Source organism: Gracilibacillus lacisalsi DSM 19029, assembly GCF_000377765.1.
Taxonomy (GTDB): domain Bacteria; phylum Bacillota; class Bacilli; order Bacillales; family Amphibacillaceae; genus Gracilibacillus; species Gracilibacillus lacisalsi.
In genome coordinates, this window is sequence record NZ_KB898662.1 from 234,868 (window position 1) to 254,111 (window position 19,244).

19 protein-coding genes and 1 pseudogene are annotated in these 19,244 nt (G+C 36.7%); 2 read left to right on the forward strand and 18 right to left on the reverse strand.

Annotation, left to right across the window (positions count from 1 at the left end; all coding sequences use genetic code 11):
- Positions 1-22: 22 nt before the first annotated feature.
- The 5 genes from D569_RS0101040 to D569_RS0101060 form a co-directional block, all read right to left on the reverse strand.
- On the reverse strand, positions 23-1,024 hold the full coding sequence (locus tag D569_RS0101040; protein ID WP_018930536.1) for an ABC transporter substrate-binding protein: 1,002 nt from the start codon (positions 1,022-1,024) through the stop codon (positions 23-25).
- 22 nt (positions 1,025-1,046) lie between these two features.
- Complete coding sequence (locus tag D569_RS0101045; RefSeq protein WP_018930537.1) at positions 1,047-1,916, reverse strand: ABC transporter permease; 870 nt, start codon at positions 1,914-1,916, stop codon at positions 1,047-1,049.
- 12 nt (positions 1,917-1,928) lie between these two features.
- Positions 1,929-2,708, reverse strand: coding sequence for an ABC transporter ATP-binding protein (locus D569_RS0101050; protein ID WP_018930538.1), 780 nt, complete (start codon positions 2,706-2,708; stop codon positions 1,929-1,931).
- Positions 2,709-2,837: 129 nt separating this feature from the next.
- Complete coding sequence (locus D569_RS25110) at positions 2,838-3,008, reverse strand: hypothetical protein (RefSeq protein WP_425401980.1); 171 nt, start codon at positions 3,006-3,008, stop codon at positions 2,838-2,840.
- 397 nt (positions 3,009-3,405) lie between these two features.
- Complete coding sequence (locus D569_RS0101060) at positions 3,406-4,689, reverse strand: NCS2 family permease (RefSeq protein ID WP_018930540.1); 1,284 nt, start codon at positions 4,687-4,689, stop codon at positions 3,406-3,408.
- 281 nt (positions 4,690-4,970) lie between these two features.
- Here D569_RS0101060 and D569_RS24205 point away from each other — a divergent pair, with 281 nt between their 5' ends.
- Positions 4,971-5,117 (forward strand): BH0509 family protein, encoded by a 147-nt coding sequence (locus D569_RS24205; RefSeq protein WP_018930541.1) that lies wholly within the window; start codon positions 4,971-4,973, stop codon positions 5,115-5,117.
- A gap of 531 nt (positions 5,118-5,648) precedes the next feature.
- On the opposite strand, the gene D569_RS0101075 is transcribed toward D569_RS24205, so the two are convergent.
- From D569_RS0101075 to D569_RS24210, 11 genes and pseudogenes are all read right to left on the reverse strand, one after another.
- Positions 5,649-6,758: a GntR family transcriptional regulator gene (locus D569_RS0101075; RefSeq protein ID WP_018930542.1), complete on the reverse strand. Its 1,110-nt coding sequence runs from the start codon at positions 6,756-6,758 to the stop codon at positions 5,649-5,651.
- Between the two features lie 116 nt (positions 6,759-6,874).
- Positions 6,875-7,588, reverse strand: coding sequence for a YesL family protein (locus D569_RS0101080; protein WP_018930543.1), 714 nt, complete (start codon positions 7,586-7,588; stop codon positions 6,875-6,877).
- 23 nt (positions 7,589-7,611) lie between these two features.
- Positions 7,612-8,697, reverse strand: coding sequence for a Gfo/Idh/MocA family protein (locus D569_RS0101085; protein ID WP_018930544.1), 1,086 nt, complete (start codon positions 8,695-8,697; stop codon positions 7,612-7,614).
- Between the two features lie 27 nt (positions 8,698-8,724).
- Complete coding sequence (locus D569_RS0101090; protein WP_018930545.1) at positions 8,725-9,603, reverse strand: sugar phosphate isomerase/epimerase family protein; 879 nt, start codon at positions 9,601-9,603, stop codon at positions 8,725-8,727.
- Between the two features lie 27 nt (positions 9,604-9,630).
- Complete coding sequence (locus D569_RS0101095; protein ID WP_018930546.1) at positions 9,631-10,464, reverse strand: carbohydrate ABC transporter permease; 834 nt, start codon at positions 10,462-10,464, stop codon at positions 9,631-9,633.
- Positions 10,465-10,483: 19 nt separating this feature from the next.
- Positions 10,484-11,434 (reverse strand): carbohydrate ABC transporter permease, encoded by a 951-nt coding sequence (locus D569_RS0101100; RefSeq protein WP_018930547.1) that lies wholly within the window; start codon positions 11,432-11,434, stop codon positions 10,484-10,486.
- Positions 11,435-11,490: 56 nt separating this feature from the next.
- Positions 11,491-12,783: an ABC transporter substrate-binding protein gene (locus D569_RS0101105; protein ID WP_018930548.1), complete on the reverse strand. Its 1,293-nt coding sequence runs from the start codon at positions 12,781-12,783 to the stop codon at positions 11,491-11,493.
- Between the two features lie 481 nt (positions 12,784-13,264).
- Positions 13,265-13,697 (reverse strand): annotated as a pseudogene (locus tag D569_RS23385) (MFS transporter); the annotation flags it as partial.
- A 211-nt stretch (positions 13,698-13,908) separates the two neighbouring features.
- Positions 13,909-15,216, reverse strand: coding sequence for an MFS transporter (locus D569_RS0101120; RefSeq protein WP_018930549.1), 1,308 nt, complete (start codon positions 15,214-15,216; stop codon positions 13,909-13,911).
- A 148-nt stretch (positions 15,217-15,364) separates the two neighbouring features.
- Positions 15,365-15,715, reverse strand: a complete 351-nt coding sequence (locus D569_RS0101125) for a carbohydrate ABC transporter permease (RefSeq protein WP_018930550.1) — start codon at positions 15,713-15,715, stop codon at positions 15,365-15,367.
- 237 nt (positions 15,716-15,952) lie between these two features.
- Positions 15,953-16,096: a hypothetical protein gene (locus D569_RS24210; RefSeq protein WP_018930551.1), complete on the reverse strand. Its 144-nt coding sequence runs from the start codon at positions 16,094-16,096 to the stop codon at positions 15,953-15,955.
- A gap of 184 nt (positions 16,097-16,280) precedes the next feature.
- Between D569_RS24210 and D569_RS22285 the strand changes: the two genes are divergently transcribed.
- The gene (locus D569_RS22285) at positions 16,281-16,970 is read left to right on the forward strand and encodes a hypothetical protein (protein WP_018930552.1); all 690 of its coding nucleotides are present in this window, start codon (positions 16,281-16,283) and stop codon (positions 16,968-16,970) included.
- A gap of 129 nt (positions 16,971-17,099) precedes the next feature.
- On the opposite strand, the gene D569_RS0101140 is transcribed toward D569_RS22285, so the two are convergent.
- Positions 17,100-18,470, reverse strand: coding sequence for a hypothetical protein (locus D569_RS0101140; RefSeq protein ID WP_018930553.1), 1,371 nt, complete (start codon positions 18,468-18,470; stop codon positions 17,100-17,102).
- Positions 18,471-18,785: 315 nt separating this feature from the next.
- The gene (locus D569_RS0101145; protein ID WP_018930554.1) at positions 18,786-19,235 is read right to left on the reverse strand and encodes an RpiB/LacA/LacB family sugar-phosphate isomerase; all 450 of its coding nucleotides are present in this window, start codon (positions 19,233-19,235) and stop codon (positions 18,786-18,788) included.
- Positions 19,236-19,244 lie beyond the last annotated feature (9 nt).

Consider the following 19,244-nt stretch of genomic DNA (forward strand, 5'->3'; position numbering starts at 1 on the left):
CATCCCCCAACTCTCAATCCTGTTATTCATTTGTCTTTTCAACAAATTGCATATCGATTAATTCATCATAATCATAACCATCTGTATACACTCCTGTTTGTTCCACTACTTCCATTACATTTTCAACGGCTTCCTCAGAAATATATCCATCTACACTCCACAAATCATCTGAATACGCTCTGTCCAATGAAGCTTGCAAATCCTCTTCAGAAGATGTTGAAAATTCCTCTTTTAACACATTCATTGCTAATTCCTTATCGTCATTCACTGCTTTCAACCCTTTAATAACTGCATTTACAAAACCTTGAACAGCTTCAGGATCTTCTTCAATTGTTGATTGTCTAACACTTAAAACTGAATAAGCATAATCACCAATTTCAGGAAATTTATAAAATGGTTCATTCCAAACTTTTTTGTCAATACCACTATTTATTTGCGGTTCTGCTCCAACAGCCATATCAGCCTGTCCATTCTCAACTAAAGATAAAACTGCGGAACCGTCAGCTGGTTCTTCTAATACGACATCACTATCAGGATCAAGTCCAACATTCATTAATAACCATCTTGTTAAGAGATTGGGGCTACCTCCATATCGTCCTGCAGCAATTGTCTTTCCTTCAAAAAACTCCTTCAATCCTTGTTCACTATCATCCTCCAATACTTGATTCGTTTCAGCCATGATATACACATTTGCCCTGTTAACAACATTGACAATAGACTTAATCGGATCATCACTTCCGTCATTCGCCATTTGATTGGATTCTGGACCACCAATATTACCCCAAGCTTCTCCACTTATAACGGTGGTGACATGTGCCCCTCCAGTCGATGTTACTACTTCTACATCTAATCCTTCTTCCTCAAAATATCCTTCATTTATTGCAACATATAAAGGCAAGTATCCAATTAAATGAAGTGGTTCTGCAATTGTAATTTTCTTCAGTTGTTCCTCAGCACCTGAGGCATTCGTACACCCACCTAAAACCATCAAAGAAACAATTACTATAAGTAACAGCTTTTTCATAAACTTGTCCCCTTTTCCTCTGTTATTGTGGTCTTCCTTGTAATAAGAATCGTTCTAACCAGACCGTACCTAAGTACATAAGAATGGATACGGCAGACAACACCACTACACCAACCCAAACGAGATTAGTATCCATTATTTGTCCTGCATATAAAATCATCCTTCCAATACCTTGTCTCGAACTAATGAATTCTCCAACTATCGTCCCGGCTAAGGCCAACGCTATATTAATTTTCAAACTACTCACAATCCAAGGCATTGCAGATGGAATAACGACCTTCGAAAATACTTGGTTTCTACTCGCACCTAATGAAAATAACATCTTTTCTAAATCTTTATCTACGGAATGCACACCACTTTTTGCTGCCAACGCAGTCACAATGACAGTCATCATGAATGCTAAAATAACTTTAGAGGAGAAACCGATGCCAAACATAATAACTAATACCGGCGCCAACGCTAACTTAGGGATAGCATTGAATGCAATTATATAAGGTTCTGATATTCTGGAATATAGATCTGACCACCAAAAAGATAGCCCAAGCAACGATCCAATAAAGGTACCTAATATAAAACCGATAATAGTTGCTCCTGAAGTGTACGCCAAATCCATTAATAATGATCCTTCGGTCAATGATGTCCAGCCTGTCTGGACAATGGTGGAAGGATTACTCCAATAATAAGAATCTAGTATACCAACTCGAGTGAATAACTCCCAGGCAATTACAATAAGAAATCCAACAAGTATTCTGCCTAGTAACGTGATATTTTTTGTTCTACTTTCTCTCTGCTCTGGATCATCTACTTCGGATTGATTCTTAACTTTAGGAACAACACTTCTTTGTGTCATATGATCTTTACTTACCGCCACGTTATTAGATCCACTATTCATCTTGTTTCCTCCTTATTCAGCTTTATTAAGGCTCTCTTGATCTTCTTTTAACATTCCAAGTAATCTTTTCTTTAAATTAACAAATTCCAACATGGATAATGTATCTTGACCTCTTGGCCTAGGAAGATTAACAGCAACAATTTCCTTTAATCTCCCAGGTCGAGGTGAAAGCACATAAATTTCATCCGATAAATAAATCGCCTCATCAATGTCATGGGTAACAAATAGCACTGTTTTCTTAAAATCCCCCCAAATTTGTAATAACCAAGTTTGCATCAGTAGTCTCGTCTGAGCATCCAAAGCCCCAAATGGTTCATCTAATAAAATAACATCCTGATCATATAGCAACGTGCGAAGAAGTGCGGCCCTTTGCTTCATACCACCTGACAATTCACCTGGATAATGATTTTCAAACCCGCCTAACCCGTATTTTTCCATTAAGGGAATCGCTCTTTTTTCTGCTTCTTTTTTCGACACTCCCTTTAGTTCTAGACCTAAAATGATATTAGCCAGTATCGTCCGCCATGGAAGTAATAAATCCTTCTGCAACATATACCCTACATGTCCACTCTTTCCGATAATATTTTGGCCATCCAATAGAATTTCGCCAGAGCTAGGTTTTAATAAACCCGCTATCATATTAAATAATGTAGACTTACCACATCCGCTAGGTCCGATTATACTGACAAATTTACCTTCAGGGATTTTCATATTTGTTTCCTGTAATGCAATAATGTCTTGCCCCCCTTTCCTGAAAACTTTACTGCCCTCTACAACTTCCAATTTGTACATATTACCCACTCCCTCATTCAATTTATAATATAGAAAAAACCGTCAACTCAGATCTCCGAAAATATAGACTCTCGTCCATGTTAAGATCATAAGCTGACGGTTTTCCTGCTCTCAAAAGATTGAGTTCATTTAACCAGTCACATAATTTGTTATATTATTACTCAGAATGATAATTGTTACATTCATATTTTTAGTAGGATCATAGTCTCGTAGAACGATTTCAATATCAAAATCAAAATGTTCTACCAACTTTTTCTCCAATTGCTCTTTATAATTGATATTTACTAACCTTTCGATCATGTGGGAAACATCTTTACTTGTTTCATAGATGATATTCAAAACAGGAATTCTTTTATTTTTCGATACAATTATAATTTTGTTTTCTATTAGAGTGACGTGTTGCTCAATTAATCCTATTTTAAAAATATCCTGATGCACTTGATTATTTTGCTTCATTAAATTCTGTTTCAATTCCCCGACTGTATATTTTTCCAATGTGTGTATATCGAGTGCACCTCCGATCTATCGTTCTGATTAATCTAAATCTAACATACATGTTCATTACATTCTTGATTTTTGTCATATTGTTTAACATAGTTTTTAATGAGTGTTAAAAACAGGATGCTAAACCTTTAGCGGAGTTTACCACAACATCTTGCCTAAAGAACAAAAAAAGAGCCTTTGAAAATTCAAAGACTCAAACAGCAAAGTGAATAATGAAATGAAGTAAAAACAGACATGCGATCACGTAAAGTGTGAAGGATACTTTTCGTGCGCTCCCTGTACTTAATTTCAAAATCACATAAAGAATAAATCCAATCGCAATTCCATCTGCAATGCTATAGGTGAAAGGGATCATCACAATAATAAATATCGCAGGGAAAGACTCACTTAGATCACGCAAATCTAATTTCTTTATATCTTGAATCATAAGTCCTCCGATGATCATCAATACCGGCGCAATCGCATTGGCAGGAATCATTTGGATATATGGAATAAAAAACGTAACAATTAAAAACAAGAAACCTGTCGTAATCGTCGTTAATCCTGTTCGGCCGCCTGCCGTAATAGCTGCCGTTGTTTCCGCAGTTGATACGGTCGGACTCGAGCCAAAAAGACCAGATAACATAACCGAAATTCCATTTGACTGAAAAGCTTTCTTAAACTTCTCTGGGCGATTTGTTGCAGCAACATGGCTATACGTTAAACCAACATTCTCAAATAACACAACCATAGTAATCGAAAATACCGCAACTAAATACGGTAATGTTGCCCAATCACCGAAAGAAAAAGCTCCAAATACTTCCTGATATCCTTGCAACGAAAATGACTCATTTGTTTTAGAAGGTAGTACTCCTAATAAATAAGCAATTCCAGTTCCAAACAGAATCGTCCATAAGAAGTTACCTTTGACATTGCGAATAAATAATACTAACGCAATGATAAACGTAACAATTGTCGCAAAAACAGCAGGATCACTGAAATCTCCCAAGGCAATAATAGATTGATCGCCCCGCTCAACTAGATGCCCCTTCTCTAAACCGATCAACATAAGAAATAGTCCAATTCCGATATTAATCGCCAGCTTAATCGATTCTGGAATCGCATTTTTTATCACCGTTGTCAGCGATGAAAATGCAATCAATGTGAAAACAAAACCAGATACAGTAGTAACTCCGAGCGCTTGCTGCCACGTAAGCTCCATCGACTGTACAAGCGTATAAGTAAACATCGCATTGATCCCCATACCCGGAACGACTAGAATTGGAGCATTGGCATATAGCCCCATTATCAGACAACCGACAAAAGAAGTAAGGATGGTTCCTAGTACTGCTCCTTCTAAAGGAACACCCGCTTCTGATAAGATCAAGGAATTCACTGCAATAATGTAAGCAATCGTGAAAAACCCGATTAATCCCGCAGACAATTCTTGTTTTACGCTAGTCTCATGTTGTTTTAATTGAAAAATATCTTTTCTCAATGTAATTCCTTCTATTCAATTATCCCTCTCCCGACCCGCTCTAATAAAAGAGCCAACTTATATTGTATTAAATTTAAGGAAGTTGTCAACTCTAATTTGCCAATTGGCCCAGTAAAACACGATTTCTGCTAACTATAACAACCTCATATTACTTCATGTCCAATCGTTCTCAAATTGATATTTGTATTATCTCATATCGCGATTTATAATAAAGATAACAACATGAAAACGCTTCACCAAATGTATAACTCTTCGAAAGAAGAGCATGAGGAGGACTTCATATGAGCCAATTAGAAAGAAATGACAAAATGGAACACCTACTAGAGAAAAACAAATTTACTAAAGAAACCATCTTCAACATGACAGACGAACAAATAGAATATTTTCACTGGCTCTATTTCGAGGAATCTGTATATGATTTAATGTAAGATTAACTATAAATATATTCACAGCTCTTGGTTGAATGAATCCGAGAGCTGTTTTTTAATGCTGTCTCTGCACAAACAAATAACCCATTTGTGATTGGGGAACTTGAAGAACATCCAGATGTGATTTTAACTAACTCCGGTGTACAAAATCAGGCTTTTCTTGAAATTTTTTCAGGTAGTTTCATATGCAAGCTGACACCAAAACAGCGGAAGTACAATTTGAAGAAGTACCACATGACATGGAAGTACATGTAAATTCTTTATAAACTGCTTTTTATTTTGCGTTTGGGTTGAACTGGATGGTGTGATTTCAGATACGAGCGTAAAAAGATATAATAAGTAACTTTAAAAAAGCCACTTTTTGTACAATGGGTGGCTTTTGTTTCAAGTTTTACTTTAATATTTTTTTGAATTTCAAAAATTTATTTTGGATGGATCAACCGTTTCTGGTTAATACTGTCCTAAAATTTTGTTAAGCCTACGGTGGAGTTATAATCTCCTTTGTTTCCCCCATCCAAAACACCCTCCCGCTTATAACTCCGAAGTAATGACATTAACAAGCGGCATCGTGGAATTTCCTTCATGGAAGGTAGCTTTGATCTCTTCTTTCTCAGATTCTAAGCCATTCTCTTGCATTTTTAATAGTTTTTGAACAGCTCGCCTGCCAATTTCTCCTTCATTCTGCTTTAAGTGTGTAAAACTCCACTCCATTGAGCCTAACGCTGGGCTGTCAAAGGAGAGTATCGAGATATCTTCAGGTACCTTTTTATCCAGCTGTTCCACTGCAATCTTCGCTAAGACGGCAATTTTATATTCTAACGCCATTAATGCGGTTAAATCAGAGTTATCTGTTAAATATTGTTTAATCAATTCAATATCTCTCTTTTCGGTAGTTGGAACTCTTTTGATGGTGTCACACCAATACGCTTTATTTACACTAACCTCATTTTCTGCAAAGGCGCTTACAACTCCATTTAATCGTTCTTCTATCGTCGTAATCTCAAAATCCTCTGGAATAAGTATACCTATATGTTCATGACCAATATCAAATAAATATTTAACCCCTTTCTTAGCAGCATTAAAATTATCCGAAGATACAGACGGAGCAGCAATACCTTTGAAACTACGGTCAATTAATACAAATGGGAATTTATTCACAATCATTTTCATAATTTCCAAACTATAATGCTCAGATTTTGCGGGAAATACAATCAGTCCATCGACACCAAATGCCAATAACTCTTTAATCGCTTTTTCTTCACGTTCTGGTATACCATGTGAACGCTTCAACATAATGAAACATTTGCCATCTGCCTCTTCCTCAATCGCCTCAATAATCCCTGTACCATAGCTGTCAGCAAAATTTGGGACAATCAAACCAAATACTGGCTTTGTTTGATTTTTTTTTTCAACATGGTCCGATACTTGACTCGTATTCAAAACAAATGTTCCTTTTCCTCTTTGTCGATATACGAAACCTTCTTGAACCAACTTTTCTAGTGCCTTTTTACTAGTTATACGACTCACTGAAAACGCCTCTGCTATCTCTTTTTCAGAAGGTATCTTTTCACCAGTTTCATATTTCAATGAAAGAATATCTTGTTTCAGAGATTCATACACTTGCTCATACAATGCTCTCATTTTTATCACCTCAAGATCAACGATGTATACTCCATTAATATATTATTATAACAAAAAAAGAGGGCAGCCATAAATTATTCCTTTTTTCCATAAGCAAAAGGTTAACTAGCTAGTAGCTAGTTAACCTTTTCAGAAGTTATTGATATTGTCTTCACCATTTTAGTAAAAAAGCGATAAAAACCATAAAACGCAATATAAGCTATAAGTGATCCAAGAAAAAACGGAATCAGAAATGTAGTTATTTGAAAGCTGCAATATATAATAACTAAGCTTATAATACCAATTATGATTGTTAGTAATGGGTTAACAAAACATATTATTATAGCATTTTTTATGGCTTGGAAAAGCTTTGTATGAACATGTACAGTCACAGAAAAGAAATGTAATGTGATGACGATTAGAAAAAAAACGATCAACATAAATACATACATAAAATTTTCATTTACTTGATTTACAAAAAAGAAATAATCAACCACTAAAATAATCCAAAGAAGGGTAAAAATACTCCCACCCAGCATACTTCTGACATAATTAGCTTTCCAATTCGTTATAAATAACTTTAATATGCTCGTATCATCATCCGCATTTATGATTTTATGTCGTAATGTACCAAACATAGCTGTAGTGGATGGAAAAAACAAGAACGGAACTAAAATAAGGATATATACGGAAAACGCCATTACTTCTCTTAGATCGTCGACGACCAATAACATGAAAGTTAAATAAGCGATAGGCATGTTAAACAAAAACCATAGCAAATTAGTGACAACTATCATCATTAACCATTCGGTAACTTTATATACTTTTCCTGCTAGGCCATCTAGTTCCATGTTATCGCTCCTTTAGTAATTGATCAAATTTCCGGAATATGAATTTCTACCTCTCTTCCTAATTCTGACGATCGCAAGATGCCATCAATAATGGCTTGGTTGATCAAGATCTCTTCAGCAGGAATCGGTGCCGGTTTATTTTCTTTTACTGCCGTAACGAAATCACGTACCTTTTCTCTAAAAATATCAACAGTATGCTCCTTTACAGGAATGGATGTCTCTACATGATGATGTTTAAGATCATGGAATAATTCAATGGATCCGATACCACCATCCCAAACACCACTCCACGGACCTTTACCAGCCGGTGTTAATTTCAAGCCAGCATCTGTTCCAAGGAATAAGGTTGGTCCTAAAGAATCCATATGCATAGCCCAGGAGATTTTGAAATTCAATACTTTACCACCTTCTAGCCGAACCATCGCTACACCAAAATCTTCTACTTCAAACTTATCAGCTTCAGGGTGATAAGCTGGATTCGTTCCAAATAAATTAGAGGTATAAGCTGATACCGTTAATGGCTTAGGATAATTTAATGCATTTAAGACTAAATCTAATGAATAACAACCAATATCCGCCATTGCTCCTGCTCCAGCTAATTCTTTATTAATAAAAGTCCCGCCTGGCATTCCTCTACGCCGACCACCACCTGCTTGCATATAATAGATATCGCCTAGTTTTCCAGAATCGATTATTTCTTTAACCGCTATCATATTGGGGTCATATCTTGGTTGGAAGCCCACACTTAAGATTCTGTCATTATCTTTTGCTGCTTTTACCATATCAATACCTTGATCTAGTGTGACAGCTAGTGGCTTTTCAACTAATACGTGCTTACCTGCATTCAACGCTTCAACTGAGGCAGAATGATGTGCTACATTTGGTGTACAAACGCTTACAGCTTCAATATCTAACGCTAATAATTCTCTTACACTACTACATGCCACAGCACCTTCTATTCCAAGCTGATCAATAAAATTTTGTGCCTTACCGGGTATAATATCTGCCACACCAATAATCTTTACATCTGGAAAACTTAAATAAGCTCTCGTATGAGCTGTTGCAATTCCACCGCTTCCAATAATTCCAATCTTCACTTTTCTAGTCATCATAACGCTCCTTTTATGTCCATTCATTTATTTAAAATATCTCTCTAAATGTTGCTTCGCTTTGATAATACCTTGCTTTTCTAATTCAAGAGAACCCCAATAACGGTGATCTTCTAATTCGATGCTAATCGGCCCTTTATAACCTATAGCTTCAAGACCTATAGCCACTTTCCCCCAGTCTACTTCTCCATGACCTGGTATCGTATATCTCCAAGACCCTTCCGAAAAGTCAATATTTGTTCCAAATGTTGCTGGTAAAACCCCATATTCATATAACTCTTGCTGTAGTATTTCTGTATCTTTACCATGACAGTAATTTATATCTTCACCAAATTCTTTTAATACCCTCATATAATCTATCCCTAGGCGTACTAAGTGAGACGGATCAAAATTCAAACCAAAATGTTTAGAAGGAATCGAATTAAACATCGTTCTTAGCATCTCAGGTGTACAGCCAATTGTCGGGTAGTGTGGGTCTGGGCCTGGATACCCTTCTAAAGCAATGTAGAGATCCTCTCTTTCTGCATGTGCAACAATTTCAGGGAATGTTTCTTTCCATAATTCAAAGCTTTTCGACCTAGGCGTACTATTCTCCTCAGGAATCAAGCACATAAATAGCACCTTTCCACCTAAAGCAGCGACCTCAGACATCTGTTCTTTTAAATCGGATACTGCTTGTTTCCTTTTATCAGCATCTAAACTTAATAGTTTTGTGTTCCCCACAGCACCTCGGCCATCAATTGAACCTACTATAAGTCCATGCCTATCAAGTGTTTCTTTTATATCTTGATTCCATTCTGGAACATCCATCACCTCTAACCCTATACTCGCTGCCCAGTTAGCAGCATACTCCAGACCTTCTCCTCCAATATTCGGAGATAAACGCATTCCAATTCGATAATCCATATCAACAACCTCCTATTGAAAACTAATTTATTTGATGCCACTAAAGGTAATCCCTTGAATAAATGTCCGCTGCATAAAGAAAAATAGAACAATAATTGGTAATGTCATCATAGTGGAAACAGCCATCATCAAGCCCCATTCCGTACCTTTTTGGCTTTGGAATTGCTGTAAACCTAGTGACAACGTATATTGTGATTCATCTGTAAGATATAGCAACGGCCCAATAAAGTCAGTCCACACATTCATAAACTGAAATAACCCAATAGCTAACACAGCTGGCTTAGCTAGAGGCAGCATAATTTGCCAATAAATCCTGAATTCACTTGCCCCATCAATTTTTGCCGCATCACGTAATGTGTTGGGCAGACCCATAAAAAATTGTCTCATTAAAAAAATGGAGAATGGTACACCGAAAAAGGCTGGCACTATTAATGGTAACGCTGTTCCTACCCAACCAATTTTATTAAACAGGAGAAAAAGCGGGATCATCGTGACCTGCATCGGAATCATCATTACTGCTATCGTGATGATAAACATCGCATTACGACCTTTCCACTCTAGCTTAGCAAAGCTGTATGCTACGAGAGGACAGGATATAATAACCCCTATCGTACTGAACACTGTAATAATGGTCGTATTAGATAAGTAGGTGAAAAATGGAATATATTCTGTTGCTTCCATATAGTTACTCCATTGAAATGGATTAGGTATAAAATCAGGTGGATAAGTAAAGATTTGTGTAACTGGCTTCAATGAGGTGGACATCATCCACAGGAATGGTACTAAGAAAAACGCCGAAGCAATTAATAAACCAAAGTGAGCAGATATTCTCAAAAGATTCTTTTTAGCTTTTGGCTGCATCACTAGCTACCTCCTTTTTTTATTTCCCTTGGTAATGCACCCAACGTTTGGATGAAAGGAAAATGACTGCTGTTAAAAGCATGATAACGATAAATAGAATCCATGCCATCGCCGATGCATAGCCCATCTTAAAATACTTAAAGGCATTGTCATACAAATACATGACATAAAAGGTTAGTGAGTTATCAGGCGTTCCTTGCCCTTGTGTCATCGTGTATGGCAAGGTAAATTGCTGAAAAGCACCGATTGCTCCCATTACCAAATTGAAAAAAATAACCGGGGTTAATAATGGCAATGTGACTGTAAATATTTTTTGTAGCCAGCTTGCACCATCCACATCAGCCGCTTCATATAATTCCTGCGGGATATCTCCGAGCCCTGCTAAATAAATAATTACAGGCTGTCCAATTGCCCATAAAGACATTAGTATTAAAGATGGCTTTGACCATGTTACACTTCCTAACCAGTTAGGTCCTGTAATGCCGATTGCATCTAGCGCACCATTTACTAATCCAAAACCTGGATTTAGTAGCCACATCCACAATACCGCTAATGCCACATGAGGTACTAGAGTTGGTAGAAAAAAAATCGTACGGTAAACAGCCATCCCTTTCACTCTCATATTCAGCATCATGGCTAACGCAACCCCAATAATAATACTTAAAGGAACAAAGAAAATGGCAAAATAGATGGTATTATATATAGATTTCCAAAATAAACCATCACTCATCAATTGCCTATAATTTCCTAAACCGACAAATTCACCAGGGCTTAATATACTATATGTAGTAAAGCTAAAATAAATAGAAGAGAAGAGTGGAAACGCATAAAATAGTATTAAACCTATTACCCATGGTGAAGCAAATAACCAACCCGTCGCAGATGAGCCACTTATTTTAGACTTCTTCCTGATTGGAACTTCCATGCTTTCCTGTATTAAAGGCTGATCAGAGTCTCCTTTTATCTTCATTTAGATACCTCCCTTTTTAAGAGGTAAAGGAGAAGTGTTATCTTCTCCTTTACTGACTATTCTCCCAAAGCTTCTGTAACTTGCTGAGTTACTTCCTCTAAATTCTCTTTTGGTGTGCCATTCCCACGAGTAGAAGCCTCCACTGCATCCGCTAATGCATTCCAATACAGGGAACCTTCTGTCATTACTGGCCGTGAATTAGAGTCAGGCAATATATTAATAAATTCAGAGAATATTGGATCCTCGTCATACCCTAATGATTGATTTACTGATTCAATTACGGAGAAGTCTCTACTTGTTTCACTAAAAATCCTCTGCCCTTCCTCACTACCAAAGAACTTCAAGAATTCCCATGCACCTTCTTGATTGTTAGCTCCCTTAGGGATTACTACAGACCAGCCACCAGACCATGTTTTGAAATTATCACCTGTAGGAGTTGGAATTGGCGTAACACCATAGTTTAAATCAGGAGCAAATTTCTCTAAAGCTGCAACACCGAAGTTACCATCAATTTTCATACTAATCTGACCTGATACAAATGGGTCCATCGCGCCCGAACCTTGAGAATCTGTAAAGCCAGCAATATCTTCCACACCATATTTTTGGCCAAACTCTGTTATCCACTCAAGCGCTTCCACATTCTTAGGATCATCAGCGGTTACTTCTCCTGTCTCTACATCATAGAAATCCCCACCAAATGACCAGCCCCAGCCATAGAACCACCCTTGACCAAACCAAGGAATAAAACCAATTCTTTCAAAGCGATTTCCTTCTTTGATTGTTAATTTCTCCGCTGCTTCTTCCAATTCCTCAATTGTTGTAGGAGGATTTTCAGGATCTAAGCCTACTTCTTCAAAATGATCTTTATTATAGAAAAGCAATCGTGAATCGGTTGTTGTTGGAATTCCGTATAAATCACCTTCATAACTAACCTCTTCCCATGCGAAATCATAATAATTATCTTGACTTATTCCATCTTCTTCTGCCATCTCTGTTAAGGGTTCGAGGGAACCTTGCGCAGCCCATGCGGCTACTTCAAACCGGTCAAAATAGGCAACATCAGGAGGGTTTCCACCGGCAATAGCTGTTAATAATTTTTCGTTTTGCCCCTCACCTTGATTTGCTACATAAGTTGCTTCAATATTGATATCTGGATTTTCTTCTTCAAACACTTCTATCACATACTCTACTGCTTCCCCAGAAGTGTCAGTCATAGAATGCCAGAATTGCACTGTATTTTCACCACCAGCATCACCACCGCTTTCTTCATCTGAAGAACAAGCAGCCAAAACCAAAACTATCGCTAAACAGAAACCAACCATTGACTTATGAAAGATAGAATTGTTCATTGTTACCTCCCCTTACTTTTTAGAATTTTTCCAGAAAATAAAACCGATTTCCCTCCTTATCATTTATGTAATTGTACTTGAAGCAAACTTTCCAAAGTTGTTATATCATTCTTTATACACTCGATGTAAACGTTATCATTAATTATACATAATATACCATTGCTGTCAATGATATATTTATATGTTTTATACAAATAAAAAATGAATAATTCCCCAAAAACACCTTCCAAACCATAAAATAAAGCGTTTTTTAACAACCAAAAATATATTTTATTTATGATTTTTTATATTAAATAGAGTAGGTTTCTGTAAAACAGAATAAAAGATATAAAAATATATCATTATACGCCGATCACATCATTGGTATGCAATTTTTTTATCAATTTTACTATTGGATTGAGTCATGAAGATAATTTACCCTAAAAAAGCTGCTGAGAAATATATCTCAACAGCCTGAATTTTATGTTGATTAAACTACTTCTTACTGCCGTAACTTCTTATCTTTTACTAACAATGATATATATAACAAAATAGAAAGTACGATGGATATTGCACCTGCAACATAAATGTAGCTATAACCAAGCGCGGATGCAATAAAGCCAAAGCCGATCGCTCCACCCCCTACACCCAAATCAAAAAAAGGAGAAAAACGTCGCATTCGCCATTCCTTTGCGGTTATCCGGAGCTTGGTTTACTGCCCATGCTTGAAGGGCAGATTGTACGGTACCAAATCCTAACCCATACAAAGCAGCAGCTGTATAGAGAACAAAAGAATTGAGTAGCCAAGCTAATAACACCATGGCAATTAAAATGAGAAACATCCCTGGCAAGAACACGACAATATGCCCTTTTTTATCATACAATTGTCCGGCAAATGTTCTCATGATCATTAAGAAAGTCGCAAAAACAACAAAGTCCTCCCTCATAATTTGAGATGAATATTATACTTCCTTACTGATTATTGTTAGATAAAGCTATTGAAAGTAATAGATTTGTTCACCGTAATTGGATTTGTCGTTTATCCTAGTTTATTCTACAAATCTTTACTCTTCCTTATTGGATTTTCGAGCTAGTAAAAATTCCACCTTTCCTCATAAACCAAAAAAAGGTGGATCAACTTACTACTTAAAGATTGGAAACCGAAGATATCCGATTTGATCGATTTCCATAACGTTCTTCTTCAATTTGCTCTAGTGTCTTACCACGAGTTTTTGGTGTTAGAGCAACACCAATTATCATATGGATGATTAAGAAACCGATCATAACAATTCCTGCAACCGTAAAGCTAAGTGTATCCATTATGATAGGTAAAACGAAAGACCAAAGGGCAATTCCGCTTCGCACAATAAAGTACATAAACCCTTGTGCCGTGGCGCGATAACGCGTAATAAATAGTTCACTCGTCCACAATGCATAAAAGGCTTGTGCTCCAATACCTGCTGCTGATCCCCATAATACTACGAAAAGGAATAAAGAAACCCAATTCATTGGTACAAAAGTTAAAATCAACCATGCTACAACACCCATAGTAGCACCTAAACCAAATAAGAATCGTTGACTTATCTTATCAGCCAACTTCATGAAACCAAAGAATGTAGTCAACACTGTAAACATCCATAAAAAGGCTTGCAACAAGTTAGCTTGTCCATTCGTTAAACCGCCTACATTTTCATAAATATATGGCATGAAATATCCCATTGCTCCAGCCGTTAAATTCCAGAACAAGTAGATTCCAATTAATAGAAAAATAGCTTGTCGATTCACTTTTAGCGAAAATAAATCTTTCAACGAACTCTGTAATAACTTTTGATCTTTGCTTTCTTGTTTTTTCTTTTCATTATCATCAGACCAAATCTTAGACTCTGGTAATCCACGTCTTAAATACCAAGTAATGAAAGCCACAATTAATAAGTGGAAGAAGATCAGACGTGAGCCCAATAACCCTAATGGTTCTACGAGAACCGCTAAGAAAAAGGTAATCATTGGACCAATCGACCAAGCTAATTGCGCTGCTCCTACGCGTGCTGCTCTTTGTTTAGACGGTGCTTCTTCCGCGATATATGTCCAAGACACTGGTACAGCTACACCAACCGCTACACCTGTAATAATAGTACCGATCAATAACATTGGGAAACTGACTGAAAGCATAATCAGTAATATACCAAACATATATACAAGCAAATCATAGTTAAATACAATTTTCCGACCGAATTTGTCTGTAATATAGCCTCCTAATAATGCACCAATAGCTGCACCAAGCGCATTTGCACTTAAAGCACTCAACAAGCCAACACCAACACTGTCGATTCCCAAATAGGTTTGCCAAAGTGTAAGGCTACTGGCAGCTGCGATAATCGCACCAGCCTCAATATAATTCGCCATAGCTATCGCAACAGTAGCCTTCCACCCTGTTGTCACTTTTTGCTTTTTCATGAATCATTCCTCCATTATAGAAATTTATGAATTCGTTTACAAAAAGATCTTTATGTCTCTATAAAAATGGAAATGTTACACCTAAAATAGTATAAAAAAACAAAAAAGTCAACACAAACAAAAACTAAACAAATTAAATAGGTTTTGTTTAGTTTTGAAAAAGGGGATAATAATAGCCCACATTCTTATTGGAATATAGGCTATTATAATACAACCATGATAACCGCTTTAATAATGGTAATGTTATATGCACAAGTTTCTGCCACCAGTTCGCTCCATCCAAGCTAGCACTCTCATCTACATCCTGCGGCAAACTACTTAATTCCGTTGATAACAATAACATGTTGAATGATATACCGATCCAAATATTAGCTATAATGACACTCCACAAAGCAATATCAAGACTTGATAACCAGCCGATTGGTTCTTCTATCAAGTGAAGATCAAGCAGCATCTGATTCAATATTCCTTCAAATACACTACCTACTGTATAGATCAATGTATCCCCATTCTTCTACATAAGCTGTTATATCAGCTAAAATTCCCATCGACGCCATCGACACATTGTTAACAGTATCGGCAATCACTATACAGGCAATGTATCTTCTGCTGTTCCTACAGATAATTGTCGATTCATTTCATCGAACGGAACATATTCAGCTACTACTTCTACTTCATCTTGTTACTCATTATAATCCGCTAAAATTTCCTTTAATGCATCTTCTGACCCAGTATATTAATGCCATAATAAAAACTCCTGTTTCCCATCATCAGTTTCTTGTTGTGTTCCCTCTTCACTATCTCCACATGCAGCTAACACCAACAACATCATCAATGTCGACTTAGACCATACATCAAAGAATTGATGAAAAAGGCACATGAAAAAGGTACGCCTGTCATGAGACCACTGTGACTATTGGATTACTGCTGGTGATTCACCGGCGGAATCGTTTTGTTCATTACAGCAAAATATGGAAAGGAAAAATAATCTAGTAATGGTAAGTTGTTATCATATCAGATCTTAAAAATCTGTTGATAATTAAAATAAGATGGAGGTAAAACAAATGAACAATAATAAGGAAAGGAAATTTAAAGTAACAAACACGGGTCTCATACGTTGGGCAGGCTTATTCGCTATTTTGGCAGGGATTTTATACATCGTCATTCAGTTTATTCACCCAGCAGATAATATATCTTCAGTAAACTCAGACTCCTGGGTAATGGTTGCCTGCTTGACAGTTGCGATGTCCATCTTTAACTTAATTGGAATCATTGGGATCTATACGAAACAAGTAGAAGAAAGCGGATGGCTTGGCTTAGTTGGATTTTTAATCTTTAGCCTATTTTGGTTAGCTTCGACGGCATTTAGTTTCATCGAAGCCTTTGTATTACCAATGCTCACTAACGATGCTCCGGAATATGTGACAGGTTTCTTAGGGATCTTTGGCGGAAATGAAAGCGAGGTTAATCTTGGAGTGCTCCCTGCATTAGCACCGATAGCAGGAGGACTGTATACACTTGGCGGCCTTTTGCTAGGGATCGCAACTTTCCGTGCTAATGTCTTACCACGGTTGGCGGCAGCCCTGCTTGCTATTGCTGCAGTGGTGACACTCGCTGCTGCAATCATCCCCCATCCACTCGATCGGCTATTAGCGGTACCTATGGGAATCGCTCTAATATGGTTAGGGTATGCTCTTTGGTCAGGACGTGAAAAAAACATCAAAAATTTATCAAATGTCTCATTAGAGGTGTAAATTTTTCTCCTAGTCGACATTTGTAAAAGATCTTAAGCCTAATTTCACGCTAAAGATACGGAATTAGGCTTTTTGCTCCATTACGTTGTCATGGATATATGCAGCAGGAATTGGTAAAAAAGCATTAAATTACTGACTTGCATGCGCCTTCTTCCTTCTAGAAAACCCTTTTAAAAATTTGAATCGCTTCGTTTTTTTCGAAGTAGCATTTAAAAATAATAACAAAATAATTAGTTCTGCCAAAAAGCCAATGGATTGCGCCAATGCTCCAATCGATCCTCCTCCACTTGGAAAAACAAAAATAAGGATAAACAATGCAGCCACCGCTACTATCACATTTCCAGTTTGTGAAAATGACATCACCTTTGTTTCATTTCTTATCATGAGTATACCATTTGCAAAATCAATCCATGGAAAACAAAGCGTGAAAAGAACAAAAAAGCGTAATGCTAGAATACTATGATCAAGTAACTCACCTGAAACTCCGATAATATGTTGAAAAACCCATACACCAACAGGAGAATAAGCAATAAACATTAACATTAAGCTAGGTATCAAACTCATCAGAACAGTAAAGCGGATAACAGATCGTTGGTCTTGTTGATAAAAATTGATAACAATTTGATGAATATAAGAAGCAATACTATTTAACAAATGTACAACAGATAAAGCAACAGCATAAGAAGCAATCGCAATTTCTGCTTTCGTACTCCAACCAAGTACCGCGTTTATCGTTGGTGTGACACTTACTGCAATTAATGATGCCACCATTAAAGGGCTATAAAAACGAAAGATCTGTGATTGTTGAACAACTCTATGTTTTTCCTTTTTTTGTGGTAATTCCCTAACAATCAGTCTTCCTTCCAGAACACTGACAAGTGCTTCAATTGCCATCCCGGACAAGAAGATATAAGCACCTATATAACCGTGGTTCACCCAATCATTCTTGAGTAAGAGCCAGGCTAAAAAGGCCATAACAATGAGCCGTATGACCATTCCAATTGTCAGCCATTTCGTTTTTAAATTCGATATTATCACACCTTGATATAAACAACGAATACCTGAAAAAATTGTTACGAACATTAGCACGCGGTAAGCCTCTATTGTTGGTTCAAGCATTCGATCACTTACACCAAGCAAAACCGAAAAAAATCCTTTTCCTAAAGGAGAGTATGCTAGGATTAGACTAATTAAAAAAATAGCTGACAACACATAAAATGTAGCATTTTTCATTAATTTGTAGGAGATCTTATCTCGTACTAATGTCGAACAAGTTTGACGTAATATCACTGCGCAACGTTCCAATAAACCAAATAAACTCATTGCTACAGAATAACTTGCAATGACAATGGCTGGTTCAGGAGCACGTGCCAGCGTACTGTTTATAATAACGTGTGAAATGGTCACTAAGCTTGCTGATACACCCAATGGAACAAAAAAATAAAGAAGAGTACGAAATGAAACTTGACCACCTTGTGAAATCGCTTCCGTTTTATTCATTATGAAACACTTCCTAAAGTATGTTTATAGAACATATTAGATTAATTCATCAAATAATGCTAGTTATTAGAGCCATAAAAAAACACAATACGAAAAACACCGTCAATTCACGGTGTTTTTAGGTTTATTCGACTCTTCTGTAACTCCTTGTTGTTCCACAATCGATCTGATGAAACGGTCATGCTATACAAATAACAAATACTACCATTATTGATATTTCCCTCATAGACGATTTTCCTTTGTGAACCTTATTGATGAAGCCTCGGTGGTCTTGTGAATAACAGTCAGAAATTTAGTAAACCATTCATTTTTTCCTTATGAAAATGAATTATCCATTTCATCTAGTTTTGCTACCCTTCTCCTAAAATCTTCATCAGCACTAAATTTTGCTTTTATAAATGACTCAATGAGATCTTCTGCTAACCATTCTGACACTATTTTACCGCCAACACACATCAGATTTACATTATCGTGTTCAACGGATTGATGTGCAGAATAAGTATCATGACAAACAGCCGCCCGTATCCCTTTTATCTTATTACCTGCAACAGCTGCTCCAATACCGGTACCGCAAAAAACAATTCCTCGATCACATTCTTTTGTTACTATTTTTTTAGCTACATTTTGAACTATATCAGGAAAATCCACTTGTTCCTCTGAGTAGCATCCTATATCAACCATTTCACATCCTAAACTTTCCAGAAAAGGAATCATCCGCTTCTTTAATTGAAATCCACAATGATCACTTCCCAAAGCAATTTTCACCTTGCTGTC